This window comes from Candidatus Izemoplasma sp., from assembly GCA_036172455.1.
Lineage (GTDB): Bacteria > Bacillota_I > Bacilli_A > Izemoplasmatales > Izemoplasmataceae > JAIPGF01.
Genome location: JAXKVY010000001.1, coordinates 306090 through 323059, shown reverse-complemented (window position 1 = coordinate 323059; position 16970 = coordinate 306090). Strand labels below are relative to the sequence as shown.

Sequence of the window (16970 nt, the reverse complement as noted above, 5' to 3'; positions counted from 1 at the left end):
AGTGGTATAATAGATAAAAGGGGTGATACGATGCGTTACTTTAAAGCGATCGTTTTCTTAATGAGTATCACAATATTATTTGGTTGCGAAGAAGAAGGTATCACAGATGATGTCATTATTGATACCGCAACCGTACAGTTTAATGATATCATTGATGAAATATCGACCACAGAGACAGTGACTTGTGATCGATATTTTGTCAGAAATGCAGATGATTGTAATGCGGTCTTTACCAATTATTTGTTGCTGTATAATGATGATTTTGAAGGTGAGCCTGTCGTTTCAATCAATAACGAGAGTATTTATGTTGAACAAAGAGGTGTCAAAAACCAAGTATTTCAGTTTGTATTCGAGTATGAGATGATTGGCGATGAAATCTATTTTACGAATGTATTATTTCAAACAATGAATGATAATCCTAATATTACAAAAGAAGATGTTGCTGTATTTTATGCGACTATGGCATTAGATGACCGGGACGATCCTGAGGTCCTTTGTCAAGAATATTTCGCAGCAGAAACGCAGGTAGAATGTACAGAGAATCGAGATTACTTACGTTTGTTTGATGATAAGTTTGACAGTGTGTCGTTATTCCGCATCGACGCGTTTACATATATTTATAATATAGCGCTTGCTAGAGACTACCGGATTGTGTATCAATACTATATCACCATGGAATCTTTGGGTGATGATATGCGAATTGATGAAATTATCACCTATAATAAAAGTGTAATTAATGAATTTAATGAACTTAAAATATATATTAATGAGTTCATGCGTGGTGTGACAACAAGTAATGTAAGAAATCTCTGTTTTCAAGAGAATAAAATTGATACAGAATGTATCGAAATTATGAATCTGATTGATAGCCAATCGGTCATCTTTGATTATGAACGAATTGATAATGAATTAGTGTTTAAACTCATTTTAGCAGGAGAGAAAAAACTCACTATGTATTTTGATGTCCGCAATATTTTATCTGAAGACTATAGCTTAACACTCTATTTTGATATGTTTGATTACACGATTGAAAGCAATTTTCTAAGCCCTAAGGATTTAGAAAATATGCTAAATACAATCTATGCCCTAGATTACGGTAGGTTGAGTCAAGCGAGTATCTGTGATAAATATATCTCAACCTCCTCGCCTGATTTAGTGAAAACATGTAAAAACGAGCAAGACTTTTTCCAATCGGTGGACAGTAAATATGAGATTAAGCAAGTCACATATATTGCGGAAAATGAATATCTTGTTGAAGCGTTCAATTTAGATAACACAGAAAAAGAAGCATATGAAATCCGCGTAGATTATAATCAGACAGCAAAGCGTTGGTTCCTTGCGAGTTATGAAAAAGAAGAGTATCATATGATGTCTTCAGATATTCCTGAAGTCTTATTAGAGGCTGCCTTTTATGAATTTACAAAGATTAATCCGTATGATTATTGTGCATACCAAGCGAAAGAGGCTGCGTTTATAACAGATGACTGTATTATTGACTTTTATAATACGCGTGAACGCGGATTTACGTATGAGTTGATTAGTGTTGAAAATGCACCAAAAGACAATACCTTTAATGTTAAATATTATAAAGAAAATGGACGTGTAACGTCAATTGTAGAATCAATCGTCACTGTCTATATTAATGACATGGCGTATTTTTATAAAGAAGATGTTCAAATCACTTATGAAGTTGACCCAGAACATGGTAATGAAATAGACCGGTTTGAACGTCAGTTGAACTTGTATCAATCGCTCTATCTTGATGAAAGTGTAACATCGGATGTATTATATGATGATACCATTGATCCCCATTACGATAAGGATGCCTATATTGCAAGAAGAGAAGCTAACTTAGGAAAATATCAGTCACTCACAGTTGAAGATATTTCAATGATTGTGACAAAACGGTATGAAACGCTTTATGAAATAACTTACCGTTTACGTGATGTTGATGATAATATCACCACAACAACGATCACTGTTCCAAGTATGGGAGATAGTTTTAAAATCCCACCACTGTTTACAGATATCCCATATCACATAACAGAAGCACAGATGACCGTCTTCATCGATGATTATATGGACGCACTAGCTTATGATGAGATTGGGAACTTTACGTGTGATGATTTTTATTCTGAAGTCGAACATCGTGATTGTGAAAACTTAAGAAGTTATGTCGGTGATTTAATTCTTGATTTTGAGGTCAGTGCGCATCAAGACAATATTTTTCGAGTTCATTTAACAAGACAAAACGAAACAGAAATTTATAGTGAATCATATTTATATACAGTGAAATTAATCAATGGCACAATAAAAATTGTCGATATTGTGCCGTATCAAGTAATCGCATAAAATAAAAGCGTTATCATCTGATAAATTGGCGATAATTTGATTGTATTAGTTGCAAACAAAATATTTCAATGATATAATTTTTAATGGACTTTTTAGAGAGAATATAATTTATAGAAAGGTGATTCTAGTGAAGAGAATTTATATGTTTGGTGAAGGTACCAAAGAGCAAAAGAATTTGCTTGGAGGTAAAGGTGCCAACTTATCAGAAATGAAACGTGAAGGATTTCCTGTTCCTGCAGGTTTCACGATTACGACCGACATGTGTACGGCGTATTATGAGAATGGAAAACAAAACTCACAAGCACTATTAGATGACATCAAGAAGTATACAAAACGTCTAGAAGAAGAAACAGGAAAAGAATTTGGAAGCGATACGAACCCATTATTACTAAGTGTACGTAGTGGAGCAAGAGTATCAATGCCTGGTATGATGGATACAATCTTAAACCTTGGTTTAACAGATACCGCGGTTAAAGGTATGATCGAAAAAACAGGTAATCCAAAATTCGTTTATGACATCTATCGTCGTTTTATCCAAATGTTCGGAGAAGTTGTTCAAGGGATTGAATTCGATTTATTCGAGGACGTACTTGACAAAGTCAAAGAAGAAAAAGGATATGATTTAGACTTAGAATTAACAGCTGATGATTGGAAATTCGTAAGTGAAGAATTTCTTAAAATCGTCAAAAAAGAAACAGGTAAACCATTTCCACAAGATCCGTATACACAATTAGAAATGTCTGTTAATGCGGTATTTGAATCATGGGATACACCACGTGCGAAGATTTACCGTAAACATAATAATATCGAAGACGCATGGGGAACAGCAGTAAACGTTCAAGAAATGGTCTTTGGTAATACCGGTGATAATTCTGGTACAGGTGTATTATTTACACGTGATCCAAAAACTGGTGAAAAAGAAGTCTTTGGTGAGTTCTTATTTAACGCACAAGGTGAAGACATCGTTGCTGGAATCAGAACACCATTAGAATTAGATGAATTCGCTAACAAAGCACCTGACATTCATGCTGAGTTAATGGATATTGTCGAACGCTTAGAACAACATTACCGCAATATGCAAGATATTGAGTTTACTGTTGAAGAAGGCGAACTATACTTACTTCAAACACGTAATGGTAAACGTACTGCAGCTGCAGGTGTAAAAATTGCCGTTGATATGGTTGAAGAAGGATTATTAAGTAAAGAAGAAGCTGTAGATCAAATTGATGTTAATGCAATTGATGCATTATTACATCCAGTCTTCGATGAAGAATCACTAGAAAATGGAGAATTACTAACAACCGGTCTTGCTGCAAGTCCTGGTGCTGCAACTGGTAAAATTGTATTTAGCAGTGAACGCGCAGCTGAACTTAAAGAAACAACTGGTGAAAAGTTATTATTATTCCGTAAAGAAACATCTCCTGGTGACATTGAAGGAATGATCGTTTGTGAAGGTTTCGTTACGCAACTTGGTGGTATGACATCACATGCTGCAGTTGTAGCTCGCGGTATGGGTAAATGCTGCGTTAGTGGATGTAATGAACTTTCAATTAATGAAGCAGAAGGATATATGACCATTAATGGTAAAAAATATCCAGAACTAACACCATTTAGTATTGATGGTTCAACAGGTAAAGTTTACGCTGGAACAATCAAAACAAAAGTGCCTGAAATTAGTGGCGAGTTCGCCCAAATTTTAGAATGGTCCGCAGAAATTAAAGACTTAGGCGTTAAAGCAAATGCTGATAACGAACGCGATAGCTTACAAGCTCTTAAATTTGGTGCTGAAGGAATTGGATTATGTCGTACAGAACATATGTTCTTCGATGATGAAAGAATTTTAGATGTTCGCCGTATGATTTTAGCTGAAAGCAAAGAAGCACGCGAAGCAGCATTAGAAAAAATCTTACCTCACCAATTAAAAGACTTTAAAGAAATCTTTTCAGCTATGGCGGGTAAAACTGTTACGATCCGTTTATTAGATCCACCACTACATGAGTTCTTACCTCATGAAGATGAAGTGGAAGAAGTTGCAAAAGAATTAAATATTACAGCAGATAAATTACGCGAAGCACTTGACCAATTACATGAGTTCAACCCAATGTTAGGTCACCGTGGATGCCGTTTAGGTGTCACTTACCCAGAAATTTCAGTTATGCAAGTGAAAGCAATTATCCAAGCTGCACTAGAAGTTGCTGCTGAAGGTAAAGTTGTAAAACCTGAAATTATGGTACCACTTGTATCTACAGTTAAAGAGTTAACTTACTTAAAAGATTACATCAAAGAAACTGCAGATGCATTAATTAAAGAAGCAGGTGTAGACCTAGAATATAAAGTAGGTACAATGGTTGAAACACCACGTGCTGCATTAACTGCTAATGAAATTGGTAAAGAAGCAGACTTCATTTCTTACGGAACAAATGACTTAACACAAATGACATTTGGATTTAGCCGTGATGACGCTGGTAAATTCTTAAAAGAATATTCTGATAAGAAAATTTTACCACGCGACCCATTCCAAGCGGTTGACCAAGATGGTGTTGGACAATTAGTCGCATTATCAACAACCAATGCGAAGAAAGTCAATAACGACATCGTAGTTGGTGTTTGTGGAGAGCATGGTGGAGAACCTACATCAATTGATTTCTTCCATAGATCTGGATTAGATTATGTCTCTTGTTCACCATTCCGTATTCCAGTTGCGATTATTGCTGCCGCACAAGCAAAAATTCGTAATAAATAATTGATTTTAATATGTAAAGATAGCACGTTTGTGCTATCTTTTTTTTGCGTTTACAGGGACTCTTTAGTATACTATGATTAGGTGATAATATGGAACTACCAAAAGATTGGCGAAAACGACTAGAAACGTATACTGATCTATCATATCTTGACACAATAATAACGGTTTTAAATAAAGCTTATCAAAAAAATACTATTTATCCACCCAAAAGTGATGTGTTTAATGCCCTTAAAGAGTGTCCTTTTTCAGATGTTAAAGTCGTTATTATTGGACAAGATCCATATCATAACAAAGGCCAAGCCAATGGGCTGGCTTTTAGTGTACATAAAGGAATTAAAATTCCGCCATCACTAAAAAATATTTTTAAAGAAATGCACAATGATTTAGGGATAGATATTCCCCAACATGGAGATTTAACGACATGGGCAAGACAAGGTGTATTATTGTTAAATGCCATTTTAACTGTTGAAGAAAATGCTCCTCTCAGTCACAAAAATGTGGGCTGGCAAAAGCTTTTGATAGATATCATGTCATTACTTGATCAAAACGATACCCCAAAAGTCTTTGTATTTTGGGGAAATAAAGCCAAAGTTTATAAAGACTATATTCATAATCCTCATCATTTAGTCATATCGTCGAGTCATCCGAGTCCGTTAAGTGCTAGACATTCATTCTTTGGTTCACATGTTTTTTCTAAGATTAATAGCTTTTTAAAAAAGAACCAGCGCACACCAATCGATTTTTCTTTATAAATCGATTGTTTCTTTGTTGACATCGACTTTTATTTTGATACAATAAGTATTGTCAGAGTAGCTATTTCGCGTTAAGTGTTATACCATGGGAAGTTGGGTATAAACGAACACACATGTGGCGGTGAAATAGTGCGTCCGCTGAAAAATAAGCTTTTTTGAGGTGGACCTCTAAATATACATAGGAGGTTTTTTATTTATGCGTAAAACACATTTTACATTACACATTTTAATTCGCATTGCTATTTTAGTGGCAATTGCAACGGTACTAAAAGTTGGATTTAGTCTGACCATTGCAACGTATCGTTTTACTTTTTATGACATTCCCTTAATGATTGTGGGTATAATGTTTGGTCCTCTTGCCGGGGCTATTGGTGGCTTCACAGCGGACTGGATAAATATTATGGTACCCAACTTGGCAACCGGATTTAACTTATTTACAGTGAGTTCAATGCTTTGGGGTATAATGCCAGGGTTATTCTTATATAAAAAAGAGTACTCGGTGTTAAAACTGATCTTAGTTGTTCTTATGACAAGCACCGTAACATTCGGTCTTAATACGTTACAACTTTATATCTTTTTCCAAGAAGGTAGTTATGCTATGTTCCCAGCGCGAGTTGTTACATTATTAATTAAGTTACCTTTACAAATGTTAGTTATCGATGTACTTTATCGCCGTGTCTTGGCATACGATCTTGAAACACTAAAACATTCTTTATCATAGACATCAAATAAAAAGTCTGGCGCACCAGACTTTTTTTATATTTAAATTTCAATAATTTTAACTTCGCCAGGACCTAAATGAATATCTAATGTATTCACATTGAAAAACTGTGTAAATGGCCTTGGAGATTCGTGGGTTGAAAAGAGAAGCTTACCTACAGTAGCTTTGTTCTGTGATTTATCCCTCAAGGTATGAATAGGGATAGCTCGCTTCACTTCATCATATGGATTACTATTGGCAAGTATGATTAACATATTATGTTCTTTACGCTTGGTGTTTTTGTAATAACTTAGACCAATGAGTGTGTCAGGATGATTGTCACCATAAAGTGGGACAAAGTACTTTTTGTTTGTAATTTGTGGTAAGTATTTTGTTCTTATTGGACGAATAAAGTCTAAGATATCTGGTAATTCCCAGCGACGATCATTGGTATAATGGAATTCATATTTATCAAACAGCGCTAATTTTCCGTAATACGGATCATTCGGATCGAGCATATATTGTTCATTGTCACGACAATCAAGTCCAGTATTCATCGGTTGCGTTTCATAGACTTCTTGACCACTGTTAATGAAGGGGACTGCCTCAGGCATAAACATATTGAGGATTGTTAATAGTCTGGCAATAGTTGGTCCACCCTCACGAGCTGCTAGTCTAGGTGTATCATGACTTTCTCCCATCGCTAAAACGGGGATAGGTAAATTGATACTTTGATGAATGAATTCAAGCAACTTACCTTCAAAGAAGCGAGGTTCCATAACGAACCCATTACTAATAATTAAGTTATATTCATTTTCTCTTGCTTTGTGCGCGTTTTGTGGTTGAAGTTCTTCAGCTATAAAACAAAAGTCAGGATCATTTTTGCGTGCTTTTCTAATAATTAAATGGAGTAATTCGCGTGGTAATGCATGGCCCATATCAATCCGTGCACCATCAATGCCAAAGGCACGCTGATAAGCGGGTACAATATCGGCTAATGTATTCCAAAGTCCCATATTTGGTTGATCACCTGGGTACATATTCGACTTAATCGTATCATATAATATATAAGGTGGTCGTTCAGTAGTATCTAAGAATTTTTTTGTTGCTTTTGGAAAATCTTCATACATTCTAAAGAAAGTGACATCAGTCCATGGTGGTTGTGGATCATTGATATAATCACTGAATGCCGGTGCTACCCGTAAGTCAAAAGTTTCTTCAATTGCTTTTGATAAATTTTTCTTACGCCGTATTGATTCCCACAGTTCTTTATCTTGTGTTTTAGGATCATATTGGAACATATTAATATGTCGTAAGGTATCAGGGTCTTTATATACCCGTTCCATCATATCGATAGTAGGTGTAGCTGTTGGTGGAATCCCTGGAATCGTTGGTGTTTTGTATTGATCATATTCACTTGCTTTAATCCAATAAAACCATTCAGGATGACTTCTGATTAAGTCACTATCTACTGAGTTTGTTCTTGGAATAATATCAATGATAACTTTCATGTCTAAAATGTGACATGCTTCAACAAAGGCTTTGAATTCCTCATCCACTGTCAAACTGTCACCTGTTAAACTATCCTTTAAATTAGGATCTAGTTTTGTGAAACTTTTAACACCATAAGGACTTCCCAAATCGCCTTTTTTATCTTTCAAACTAAAGAGCGAGATCGGTAACATGTAAACCACATCAACACCCATCTTTTTAAGTAGTGGTAACAACGCAAGCATCTTGATAAAACTACCTGTTTCCTGCATCTGATAGATATTAGCATCTTCTAATCTACCACTACGGTCATGATCCCATGCACCACTTGCACGTATCATTGTTGAATAGAGTGTGCTTTTTTTTATCCAATCGCCCGGTAAATAATTCCGTTTATTTAATGAACGGTTCTGTAATTGAGCATAGCTTTTAAGATAATCTTTGTTATCCTTTTTCTTAGGTAAGATATATGATTCAATAAGTGACGCATAAAAATCAAAGGGATCAACCATTAACTCATTATCTGGAGTTTTAATAAATTTATGGGGATCATAGTCAAAACAGTTCCATAAATCAGGAACCGTGTAATTATATATTTGTTTACCGACTTGATCTTTTAATATCTGATGGACAGTTTCTAAATATAGTTGTGCCATAAAATCACCTCACAATCATTATAATATACTTTGATAAGAAAAGAAATACATACACCTAAATGTGTAAACGCTATCACATAGGCTATATTACTATGAATTTTACTGTTTTTATACTATAATGTGTTTGTTAGAGGTGATAACTATGAAAAAACCCGTAGCGCTTATCATTATGGATGGGTTTGGTTTAGAAGAAAATGAGACAGGGAATGCCGTGAAAATGGCAAATACGCCTAATGTCGATTTATTAATGAAAGAATATCCAACAAATACGATGCGTGCAGACGGTCTTGCGGTTGGATTACCAGAAGGACAAATGGGGAACAGTGAAGTTGGACACATGAATTTAGGTGCCGGACGTGTTGTTTACCAATCGTTAACACGGATCAATAAAGCTATCGAAGACAAGTCATTTTTTAAGAATGACACATATCTTGATGCGATTAAAAACGTAAAAGACAATGATTCAAAACTACACATTATGGGACTCTTAAGTGATGGTGGTGTGCATAGTCACATTCTTCACATTAAAGCGTTCTTAGATTTAGCCAAAGATCAAGGCGTCGAAGAAACATATGTTCATGCCTTGTTAGATGGACGGGATGTACCTCCAGATTCTGCGCCAATCTATATTCAAGAATTACTGGATTACATGGATGAGATTAACTATGGTAAAATTGCCACAGTGGGGGGACGTTATTATGGAATGGACCGGGATAAAAACTGGGAACGTATCCAAAAACATTATGATGTTATGACACAAGCTAAAGGACCGCATTATGAAGATCCAATCGCCGGTGTTAAAGCGAACCATAAAGAAAAAATATGGGATGAATTTGTGATTCCGTTTGTGGTAAATAAAAACGGTATGATTGAAGATAAAGACAGCGTTATATTTGCGAACTTTAGACCTGATCGTGCGATCCAAATTAGTACTGCATTATCTAACCCAGAAGCATCTGGTGTCGAGCATAAGAATGGACCGCATGATATCACATTCGTACAAACAATGAGTTATTCTGAAAATGTCAAAGGTGATATCGCGTTTGGGTTACAGAAACTTGATAATATGTATGGTGATGTGATCAGTGATGCAGGCTTAAATCAATTACGTATTGCCGAAACTGAAAAATATGCCCATGTAACATTCTTCTTTGATGGTGGCGTTGATAAGGAAATCAAAAACAGTAAACGCGTCCTTGTGAATAGTCCGAAAGTAGCGACTTATGATATGCAACCTGAGATGAGTGCGTACACGGTCACTGAAAAAATATTAGATGAAATCGCATCAGATAAACATGATACGATTATATTAAATTATGCAAACTGTGACATGGTTGGTCACACAGGAGATATTCCTGCAACAATCAAAGCTGTTGAAACAGTCGATGAATGTGTTGGTAAAGTCGTTGATGCAATCTTAGATAAAGGTGGCGTAGCAATTGTTACAGCGGATCATGGAAATGCTGAAAAAATGCTTGATGAGGATGGAAACATCTTTACAGCCCATACAACGAATTTAGTACCACTTATTATTACCGATAAAGATATTACCATTCGTGATGGTGGTATCTTGGCAGACGTGGCACCGACAATGTTAGAATATCTCGGTGTTGAACAACCAAGCGAAATGACTGGTAAGTCATTAGTGAATAAGAAATAAGGTGCTTTGCACCTTTTTTTGGGTGATTTTATGACAAAAATTGATAAAATAGATTTGGCTTATGTCGTTGTCGCAAGTCTTTTAGGCTCATTAATTGTTGGCGTGTTTTACGGCCTTACAAATTATCTATTGATGAGATTAATTAATACGGGACTTACTATTATATTCTTACTATTGATAGTGTTTCTTGGAAATAATATTCGTAAACAATATCAGATAACGCACTGGCTTTATGGTGTGATCGCAATAATAAGTGTCTTAAATGCTTACTTATTAAGTTTGGTCACATTCCAAGTCTTGTTATTTGGGTTTGATTTGTTGCCATTTTTCATGAGATTGTTTTATCATCCAGTGTACATTGGTCAACTGTTAAATCCGTTTCCTGAGTTATTCTCAAACATATCAAACACGTTTGAATGGATAATTCTAGTCATAAGTATGGGATTAATATATCAACGAACTACAAACTGAAAGTGTTTTCAATCTTACTATAATATTTGTAAATAAAGCCATTTTGGCTTATAATTAAACTGTAAAAGAATGCATTTAAAAAATGAAAAGGAGATGTTAATTAAATGCCTTACATTACTGATGTATATGCAAGAGAAGTATTGGATTCAAGAGGGAATCCAACAGTAGAAGTGGGAGTGTACACTGATTCAGGTGCCTTTGGTCGTGCGTTAGTGCCAAGTGGAGCATCAACTGGTGAACATGAAGCTGTTGAATTACGTGACGGAAACAAAGACAGATATTTAGGAAAAGGTGTCGAAAAAGCAGTTAAAAATGTGAACGAAGTTATCGCACCTGAAATTTTAGGTCTTGACGTAACACAACAAGTCTTACTTGATCAAATTATGATCAACTTAGATGGGACACCAAACAAAGGAAAATTAGGTGCGAATGCGATTTTAGGTGTTTCTATGGCATGCGCAAGAGCTGCGGCTAATTTCGTTGGATTACCACTTTATTTATACTTAGGTGGATTTAATGCAAAAGAGTTACCAACACCAATGATGAATATCATTAACGGAGGAAGCCACGCAGATAATAGCGTAGATTTTCAAGAGTTTATGATTATGCCTGTTGGCGCACCAACATTTAAAGAAGCATTACGTATGGGTGCAGAAGTATTTCATGCTTTAAAATCGGTATTAAAATCTAAAGGATATAATACGGCAGTTGGTGATGAAGGTGGATTTGCACCAAACCTTAAAAGCAATGAAGAAGCGTTAGAAGTTATTATGACCGCTATTAAAGACGCTGGATACAAGCCAGGGGATGATGTTCGTTTAGCAATGGATGTGGCATCTAGTGAGTTCTATAACAAAGAGAAAAACGTGTACGATTTAGCAGGTGAAGGTAAAGAAATGACCGCTGAAGAGTTATCTGATTTCTATGCAGAACTTGTTGACAAATATCCAATCGTATCAATCGAAGATGGATTAGATGAAAATGATTGGGACGGATGGAAAGTCTTAACTGAAAAATTAGGAAATAAAGTTCAATTAGTTGGTGATGATTTATTTGTAACAAATACTGATAAATTAGCCCGTGGTATCGAAGAGGGGATCGCTAACTCTATCTTAATTAAAGTTAACCAAATAGGAACTTTAACTGAAACATTCCAAGCAATTGAAATGGCAAAAAAAGCTGGATATACTGCTGTAGTATCACACCGTAGTGGTGAAACAGAAGATGCGACAATCGCAGACATCTCAGTGGCGACAAATGCTGGACAAATTAAAACAGGATCACTATCCCGTACCGATCGTATTGCGAAGTATAATCAACTACTTCGTATTGAGGATGAACTTGGTGAAACAGCTGTTTATAATGGACTAGATTCATTCTATAATTTAAAGTAAATTCATAAGGAACGAGTAATCGTTCCTTTTTTCTTGAAATTTACGCATTTTTTCTCTATAATAAGTATGGTGAATTCAGGCAATATGTATTGACATAATGCCATAAACACGATAAAATGATTATTGCAGTCATCAAAGCGTAGGAGGAATCAAAATGAGATCAATAGATATTATACTGTTAATCGTAAGTATGTTATTAATCACGTTAGTTGTTTTACAAAGTACAAAAGATAATGCAGCCAATGCCTTTTCCGGTGAAAAAAGCGAGTTGTTCAATAACCAAAAACAACGAGGGTTTGAATTGTTAATGACCCGGCTAACACTTGGAACAAGCGTTGTATTCTTTGTTGTTAGTATTATTGCAATTGTCCTTTAAGAACACTCGTGTAGAGTGTTTTTTTTCTCTACTAATTAGGAGGTGGGAAAATGAAAGAACGCATTATAAATGCTCTTGAATCGTATCAAGAAGAACCTGTTGGTATAGATATATTAAAAGCAAAAATGAATATTACTGACAGTGATGAGATCGTGACCTTTATGAAAACCCTCAATGGGTTAATTGAAGATGCACGTGTTATTGAAAGTAATCAAAATAATGTCCAATTAATTGAATATACCAATTACATGACGGGTAAACTTGATTTAAAAGAAAAAGGGTTTGGCTTTTTAATTCCAGATGATGTAAAAGAAGAAGATGTCTTTATTCCTGCCGACAATATTAATGGGGCAATGAATAAAGATCATGTTTTAGTTTATGTCACCGATTTTTCATATGGTGCACGACAAGAAGGACATGTTAAAAAAGTATTAGACCGTAATATAAAAACCCTTGTTGGTGTGGTCTATTTTAAACATAACAAACCATTTATTAATCCGGATGATAAAACGATAAAGAAAACAGTTGCTATATCACAAAAAGGATTGAAAAATGCAAGTAAAGATGACGTCGTACACGCTAAGATTACCAATTATGATGACCAAGGTAAAATCCGTGTTGAAGTCATTGATATTTTAGGAAACAAAGATGATGTAGGGATTAATACGTTAAGTAAAATTATCCAATTTGATATTGATCCTGTCTTCCCTGATAAGGTTATCAAATCTGCGAAAGGCTTCGATGAAGTGAGTGACGCTGATTTAGAAAGACGCAAAGATTTAAGAAATGAAAAAATAGTCACGATTGATGGCGATAATGCCAAAGATTTTGATGATGCGATCCATGTGAAGCAATTAGATAATGGGCATTTTAAATTAGGCGTGCATATTGCTGATGTGAGTTACTATGTTACACAAAACAGCATCTTAGATGAAGAGGCTTATAAACGCGGAACGAGCGTTTATTTACCGGACCGTGTGATTCCTATGTTGCCAGAACACTTGAGCAATGGCATTTGTAGTTTAAAGCCAGATATAGACCGTTTAACGATTACATGTGATATGGAAATCAATGAATCAGGAGACGTTGTTAAATACGATATTTATCCAAGTGTGATTCACTCTTATGCTCGTATGACATATACAAATGTTAATAAAATCTTAAATGGAGACAAAAACTTAACTAAAGAATATAATACATTGGTAGATGATTTTCATTTAATGCAAGTCATAGCGGATATATTAAGACGCCACCGTAATAAAAATGGTAGTGTTAATTTTGACACCAAGGAAGCGTCTTTCTCATTTGATCAAGAAGGACATGTTTCAGATGTTTACGTGAATGAACGTGGCGATAGTGAACGGATTATTGAAGAGTTCATGTTAAAAGCGAACCAAGTGGTCGCAGAACATGTTTTTTGGATGGAGTTACCCTTTATTTACCGGGTTCATGATAAACCCAAACCAGAGAAATTACAGCGTTTAATTGCCTTGAGTAATGCGTTAGGATATCAAGTCAGAGGGGGTAAAGAAATTAGTCATCGAGAACTACAACGTCTACATAATAAAGTAGAAGGTACAGATGCTGAGATGGGTGTCAATATGTTAATGCTAAGAAGTATGCAAAAAGCGATTTACAGTGCTGAAAATATTGGTCACTTTGGTTTAGCATTTAAATACTATACACATTTTACCAGTCCAATAAGACGGTATCCTGACTTAATAGTACACCGGTTATTGCGTAAGTACTTGTTTAATAAAGAAGGCCGTATTGAAGCGATTAATCATTACGATAAAGCGATGCCTGATATCGCTAAACACAGCAGTGAAACAGAACGTAATGCAATGCTTTTAGAACGTGATGTCAATGATATGAAAAAAGCGGAGTATATGAGTGGTTATATCCATGAAGTCTTTGAAGGAGTCATCACAAGTGTGACACCATTTGGACTTTATGTTGGATTAGAGAATACCATTGAAGGACTTGTTCACATATCAAACTTAAAAGATGATTATTACCATTATGACGAGAAAATGATGCTACTCGTTGGAGAACGCACTAAAACGGTTCATAAAATTGGAGAACATGTCCAAGTTAAAGTCATGAAAGTCAATGTTAAAGATGGTGAAATTGACTTTAGATTATTGAAAAAGAGGTGAGACCTATGCAAGTCATAGCCCGTAATAAAAAAGCTAAGCACGATTATGAGATTTTAGATACTTATGAAGCAGGTATTGTCTTGAAAGGGACAGAGATTAAAAGTGTTCGTGCTGGAAAAGTCAATATTAAAGATACCTATTGTGTCCCCAGAAATGGTGAACTTTATATCATCAATATGCATATTGCAAAATATAGACATGGTAATCAATTTAACCATGATGAAAGAAGAAGTCGCAAGGTATTGCTGCATAAAAAAGAAATTATTAAATTAGAAAACACCATCAATCAAGACCGCTTATCAGTGATACCACTGAGTGTGTACATTGATAAGGGATTATGTAAATTGAAGATTGCACTAGCTAGAGGTAAACGTCAATATGATAAACGTCAAGCTTTAAAAGCAAAACAAGCAAAAAGAGATATGCAAAAATCATTAAAAAATTACTAAATGTATGGTATACTATCATACACATGGGGTTGTTTATGGATTCGACAGGGTAGTTTAGAGCTAGAGAAGCATGTCAGCGTTGTGGCTGTAAAAACACTAGGTTAAATATAACCGGAAACAATAATTCACAATTAGCATACGCTTAATATAAGCATGCGCTCAGCATGATGCCGCCTAGGGCGTTATTGTTGAGTACAGAGATCTAGGATCTAATAGCGTTCTACCGCCTTCAGAACGTTATTGAACGTAATAAGGCTCGTCTGCTTCTTGGTTGTTTGATGCTTGGAGGTAGATTAAAACTTACATCAAACTAAACATGTAGAAACTGTAGTGTCGGCTACTTTGGACAGGGGTTCAACTCCCCTCAACTCCACCATTTGAATTTGAAGTTGCTTCCAAAAGTTGGAGATATGGTATAGAAACCATACACTCTGATCAATGGGAGCCTTTTATTTTATACCTCAATGGGGTATAAATCCATTGACAAATACCCCATTGGGGTATATAATAATGCTGTAGGTGGTGAATACTATGTCTAATAATATTAAAATAATAAGAGACAATTTAGAACTAACACAAGAGCAGGTTTCATTATTAACTGGCGTACCAGTAAAAACATTAAGAAACTGGGAACAAGAAGTAAGGAAACCCAGCGAGTGGACAATTGACTTAGTTATGGATAGATTACTAAGAGTAAAATTGGAAGAATATGCTAAGATCGATGAATTCACGGGTGTTTTGTCATACTTAACAATAAAAGAAAATATAAGTAAAATAGCTAAAAATTATGATATTGAAAAAGTATATTTGTTTGGATCATATGTCAAAGGTCAAGCTACACAAAATAGTGATGTTGATCTATATATGGAGTCTGATTTATACGGTTTAGAGTATTTTGAATTTGTTGAACAACTAAGAGGAAAATTGAAGAAGAAAGTTGAAGTGCTAAGTAATAAAACTATTCAAGAATATTCAAAAATAGATGAGGAAATTAATAAGACAGGAGTACTGATTTATGAAAGATAAGACATATATTGATCGTATCATTAAGTATGCAAAGAAAATCGGCAGATATATGGAAGAAGTCGATACATTCACAGACTTTGAGTACAACGACGAGAAAGTCGATGCAGTTATATTAAACCTAGAACAAATCGGTGAAACAGCAAAGAAACTTTCAAATGAGACAAAACAATTTTATAATTCTATTCATTGGCCAAGTATCATTGGATTAAGAAATATGATATCACATGAGTACGAAGGTATTAAACTAAATATCATTTATGACATTGCTACAGTAAATATACCAGACTTGTTGTATAAATTAGATAAATAATATGTGAATCGGTTACATTTAATTGAACAGTTTTTCTTATAGAGTATATTAGATAAACTCAGTTAACCTTGAAGAAGGAGATTTAAATATGAGTAAAATAATGAAACATTGTGATATGTTGATAGAAGAAAATAATGATCCATTTTATGATTCTATAGAAATGAAAGAGCACATAAAAAAGTGGGATGGTCAAAGTTTTCTTAACGCAATGAAATTAGATCCGACTAAAACAGTTTTAGAAGTAGGCGTAGGAACGGGACGAATTGCAACAAATGTTGTACCATTTTGTAGGAGCTTTACAGGAATTGATTTTTCTGAAAAAACAATTGAAAGAGCTAAAAAAATCTCGCTTATGAAAATGTTATTCTAATTTGTGATGATTTTTTAAAATACCATTTCACATCAAAATATGATGTTGTTTACTCATCTCT

Annotated in this window: 14 protein-coding genes, 1 other RNA gene and 1 riboswitch; of the genes, 14 read left to right on the top strand and 1 reads right to left on the bottom strand. The window is 34.9% G+C overall.

Features of this window, described 5'->3' with window-relative positions:
* The first annotated feature begins 30 nt into the window (after nucleotides 1-30).
* The 4 genes from UMR38_01480 to UMR38_01465 all read left to right on the top strand — a co-directional run bounded on the left by UMR38_01480 (nucleotide 31) and on the right by UMR38_01465 (nucleotide 6568).
* Complete coding sequence (locus tag UMR38_01480) at nucleotides 31-2352, top strand: hypothetical protein (GenBank protein ID MEC9484530.1); 2322 nt, start codon at nucleotides 31-33, stop codon at nucleotides 2350-2352.
* Nucleotides 2353-2479: 127 nt separating this feature from the next.
* Nucleotides 2480-5095: a pyruvate, phosphate dikinase gene (gene ppdK, locus UMR38_01475; protein ID MEC9484529.1), complete on the top strand. Its 2616-nt coding sequence runs from the start codon at nucleotides 2480-2482 to the stop codon at nucleotides 5093-5095.
* Between the two features lie 89 nt (nucleotides 5096-5184).
* Entirely contained in the window at nucleotides 5185-5847 is a 663-nt protein-coding gene (locus UMR38_01470; GenBank protein ID MEC9484528.1) for a uracil-DNA glycosylase, read from the top strand.
* A 51-nt stretch (nucleotides 5848-5898) separates the two neighbouring features.
* Nucleotides 5899-5990: riboswitch (THF riboswitch) on the top strand.
* Nucleotides 5991-6043: 53 nt separating this feature from the next.
* Nucleotides 6044-6568, top strand: coding sequence for a folate family ECF transporter S component (locus tag UMR38_01465; protein MEC9484527.1), 525 nt, complete (start codon nucleotides 6044-6046; stop codon nucleotides 6566-6568).
* Nucleotides 6569-6609: 41 nt separating this feature from the next.
* On the opposite strand, the gene UMR38_01460 is transcribed toward UMR38_01465, so the two are convergent.
* Nucleotides 6610-8694 carry a hypothetical protein gene (locus UMR38_01460; GenBank protein MEC9484526.1) on the bottom strand — a complete coding sequence of 695 codons (2085 nt, stop codon included), beginning with the start codon at nucleotides 8692-8694 and terminating at the stop codon, nucleotides 6610-6612.
* A gap of 142 nt (nucleotides 8695-8836) precedes the next feature.
* Here UMR38_01460 and gpmI point away from each other — a divergent pair, with 142 nt between their 5' ends.
* From gpmI to UMR38_01410, 10 genes are all read left to right on the top strand, one after another.
* Complete coding sequence (gene gpmI, locus UMR38_01455) at nucleotides 8837-10354, top strand: 2,3-bisphosphoglycerate-independent phosphoglycerate mutase (protein ID MEC9484525.1); 1518 nt, start codon at nucleotides 8837-8839, stop codon at nucleotides 10352-10354.
* 30 nt (nucleotides 10355-10384) lie between these two features.
* On the top strand, nucleotides 10385-10825 hold the full coding sequence (locus tag UMR38_01450) for a hypothetical protein (GenBank protein ID MEC9484524.1): 441 nt from the start codon (nucleotides 10385-10387) through the stop codon (nucleotides 10823-10825).
* Between the two features lie 104 nt (nucleotides 10826-10929).
* Nucleotides 10930-12219, top strand: a complete 1290-nt coding sequence (gene eno / locus UMR38_01445; GenBank protein ID MEC9484523.1) for a phosphopyruvate hydratase — start codon at nucleotides 10930-10932, stop codon at nucleotides 12217-12219.
* 154 nt (nucleotides 12220-12373) lie between these two features.
* The gene (secG, locus tag UMR38_01440) at nucleotides 12374-12595 is read left to right on the top strand and encodes a preprotein translocase subunit SecG (GenBank protein ID MEC9484522.1); all 222 of its coding nucleotides are present in this window, start codon (nucleotides 12374-12376) and stop codon (nucleotides 12593-12595) included.
* Between the two features lie 50 nt (nucleotides 12596-12645).
* Nucleotides 12646-14754: a ribonuclease R gene (rnr, locus tag UMR38_01435; protein MEC9484521.1), complete on the top strand. Its 2109-nt coding sequence runs from the start codon at nucleotides 12646-12648 to the stop codon at nucleotides 14752-14754.
* A 5-nt stretch (nucleotides 14755-14759) separates the two neighbouring features.
* Nucleotides 14760-15203: an SsrA-binding protein SmpB gene (gene smpB, locus UMR38_01430; GenBank protein MEC9484520.1), complete on the top strand. Its 444-nt coding sequence runs from the start codon at nucleotides 14760-14762 to the stop codon at nucleotides 15201-15203.
* Nucleotides 15204-15228: 25 nt separating this feature from the next.
* Nucleotides 15229-15579: a transfer-messenger RNA gene (gene ssrA / locus UMR38_01425) on the top strand.
* A 155-nt stretch (nucleotides 15580-15734) separates the two neighbouring features.
* Nucleotides 15735-16229: a nucleotidyltransferase domain-containing protein gene (locus tag UMR38_01420; protein MEC9484519.1), complete on the top strand. Its 495-nt coding sequence runs from the start codon at nucleotides 15735-15737 to the stop codon at nucleotides 16227-16229.
* Nucleotides 16219-16539, top strand: coding sequence for a HepT-like ribonuclease domain-containing protein (locus UMR38_01415; GenBank protein ID MEC9484518.1), 321 nt, complete (start codon nucleotides 16219-16221; stop codon nucleotides 16537-16539). The genes UMR38_01420 and UMR38_01415 overlap by 11 nt, the downstream gene beginning before the upstream one ends.
* A gap of 88 nt (nucleotides 16540-16627) precedes the next feature.
* Complete coding sequence (locus UMR38_01410; GenBank protein ID MEC9484517.1) at nucleotides 16628-16909, top strand: class I SAM-dependent methyltransferase; 282 nt, start codon at nucleotides 16628-16630, stop codon at nucleotides 16907-16909.
* The last annotated feature ends 61 nt before the right edge of the window (nucleotides 16910-16970 follow it).

Coding starts and splice junctions, on each gene's coding strand:
- UMR38_01480 (MEC9484530.1), top strand. CDS start 31: ATGCGTTACTTTAAAGCGATCGTTTTCTTAATGAGTATCACAATATTA.
- UMR38_01470 (MEC9484528.1), top strand. CDS start 5,185: ATGGAACTACCAAAAGATTGGCGAAAACGACTAGAAACGTATACTGAT.
- UMR38_01465 (MEC9484527.1), top strand. CDS start 6,044: ATGCGTAAAACACATTTTACATTACACATTTTAATTCGCATTGCTATT.
- UMR38_01460 (MEC9484526.1), bottom strand. CDS start 8,694: ATGGCACAACTATATTTAGAAACTGTCCATCAGATATTAAAAGATCAA.
- gpmI (MEC9484525.1), top strand. CDS start 8,837: ATGAAAAAACCCGTAGCGCTTATCATTATGGATGGGTTTGGTTTAGAA.
- UMR38_01450 (MEC9484524.1), top strand. CDS start 10,385: ATGACAAAAATTGATAAAATAGATTTGGCTTATGTCGTTGTCGCAAGT.
- eno (MEC9484523.1), top strand. CDS start 10,930: ATGCCTTACATTACTGATGTATATGCAAGAGAAGTATTGGATTCAAGA.
- secG (MEC9484522.1), top strand. CDS start 12,374: ATGAGATCAATAGATATTATACTGTTAATCGTAAGTATGTTATTAATC.
- rnr (MEC9484521.1), top strand. CDS start 12,646: ATGAAAGAACGCATTATAAATGCTCTTGAATCGTATCAAGAAGAACCT.
- smpB (MEC9484520.1), top strand. CDS start 14,760: ATGCAAGTCATAGCCCGTAATAAAAAAGCTAAGCACGATTATGAGATT.
- UMR38_01420 (MEC9484519.1), top strand. CDS start 15,735: ATGTCTAATAATATTAAAATAATAAGAGACAATTTAGAACTAACACAA.
- UMR38_01415 (MEC9484518.1), top strand. CDS start 16,219: ATGAAAGATAAGACATATATTGATCGTATCATTAAGTATGCAAAGAAA.
- UMR38_01410 (MEC9484517.1), top strand. CDS start 16,628: ATGAGTAAAATAATGAAACATTGTGATATGTTGATAGAAGAAAATAAT.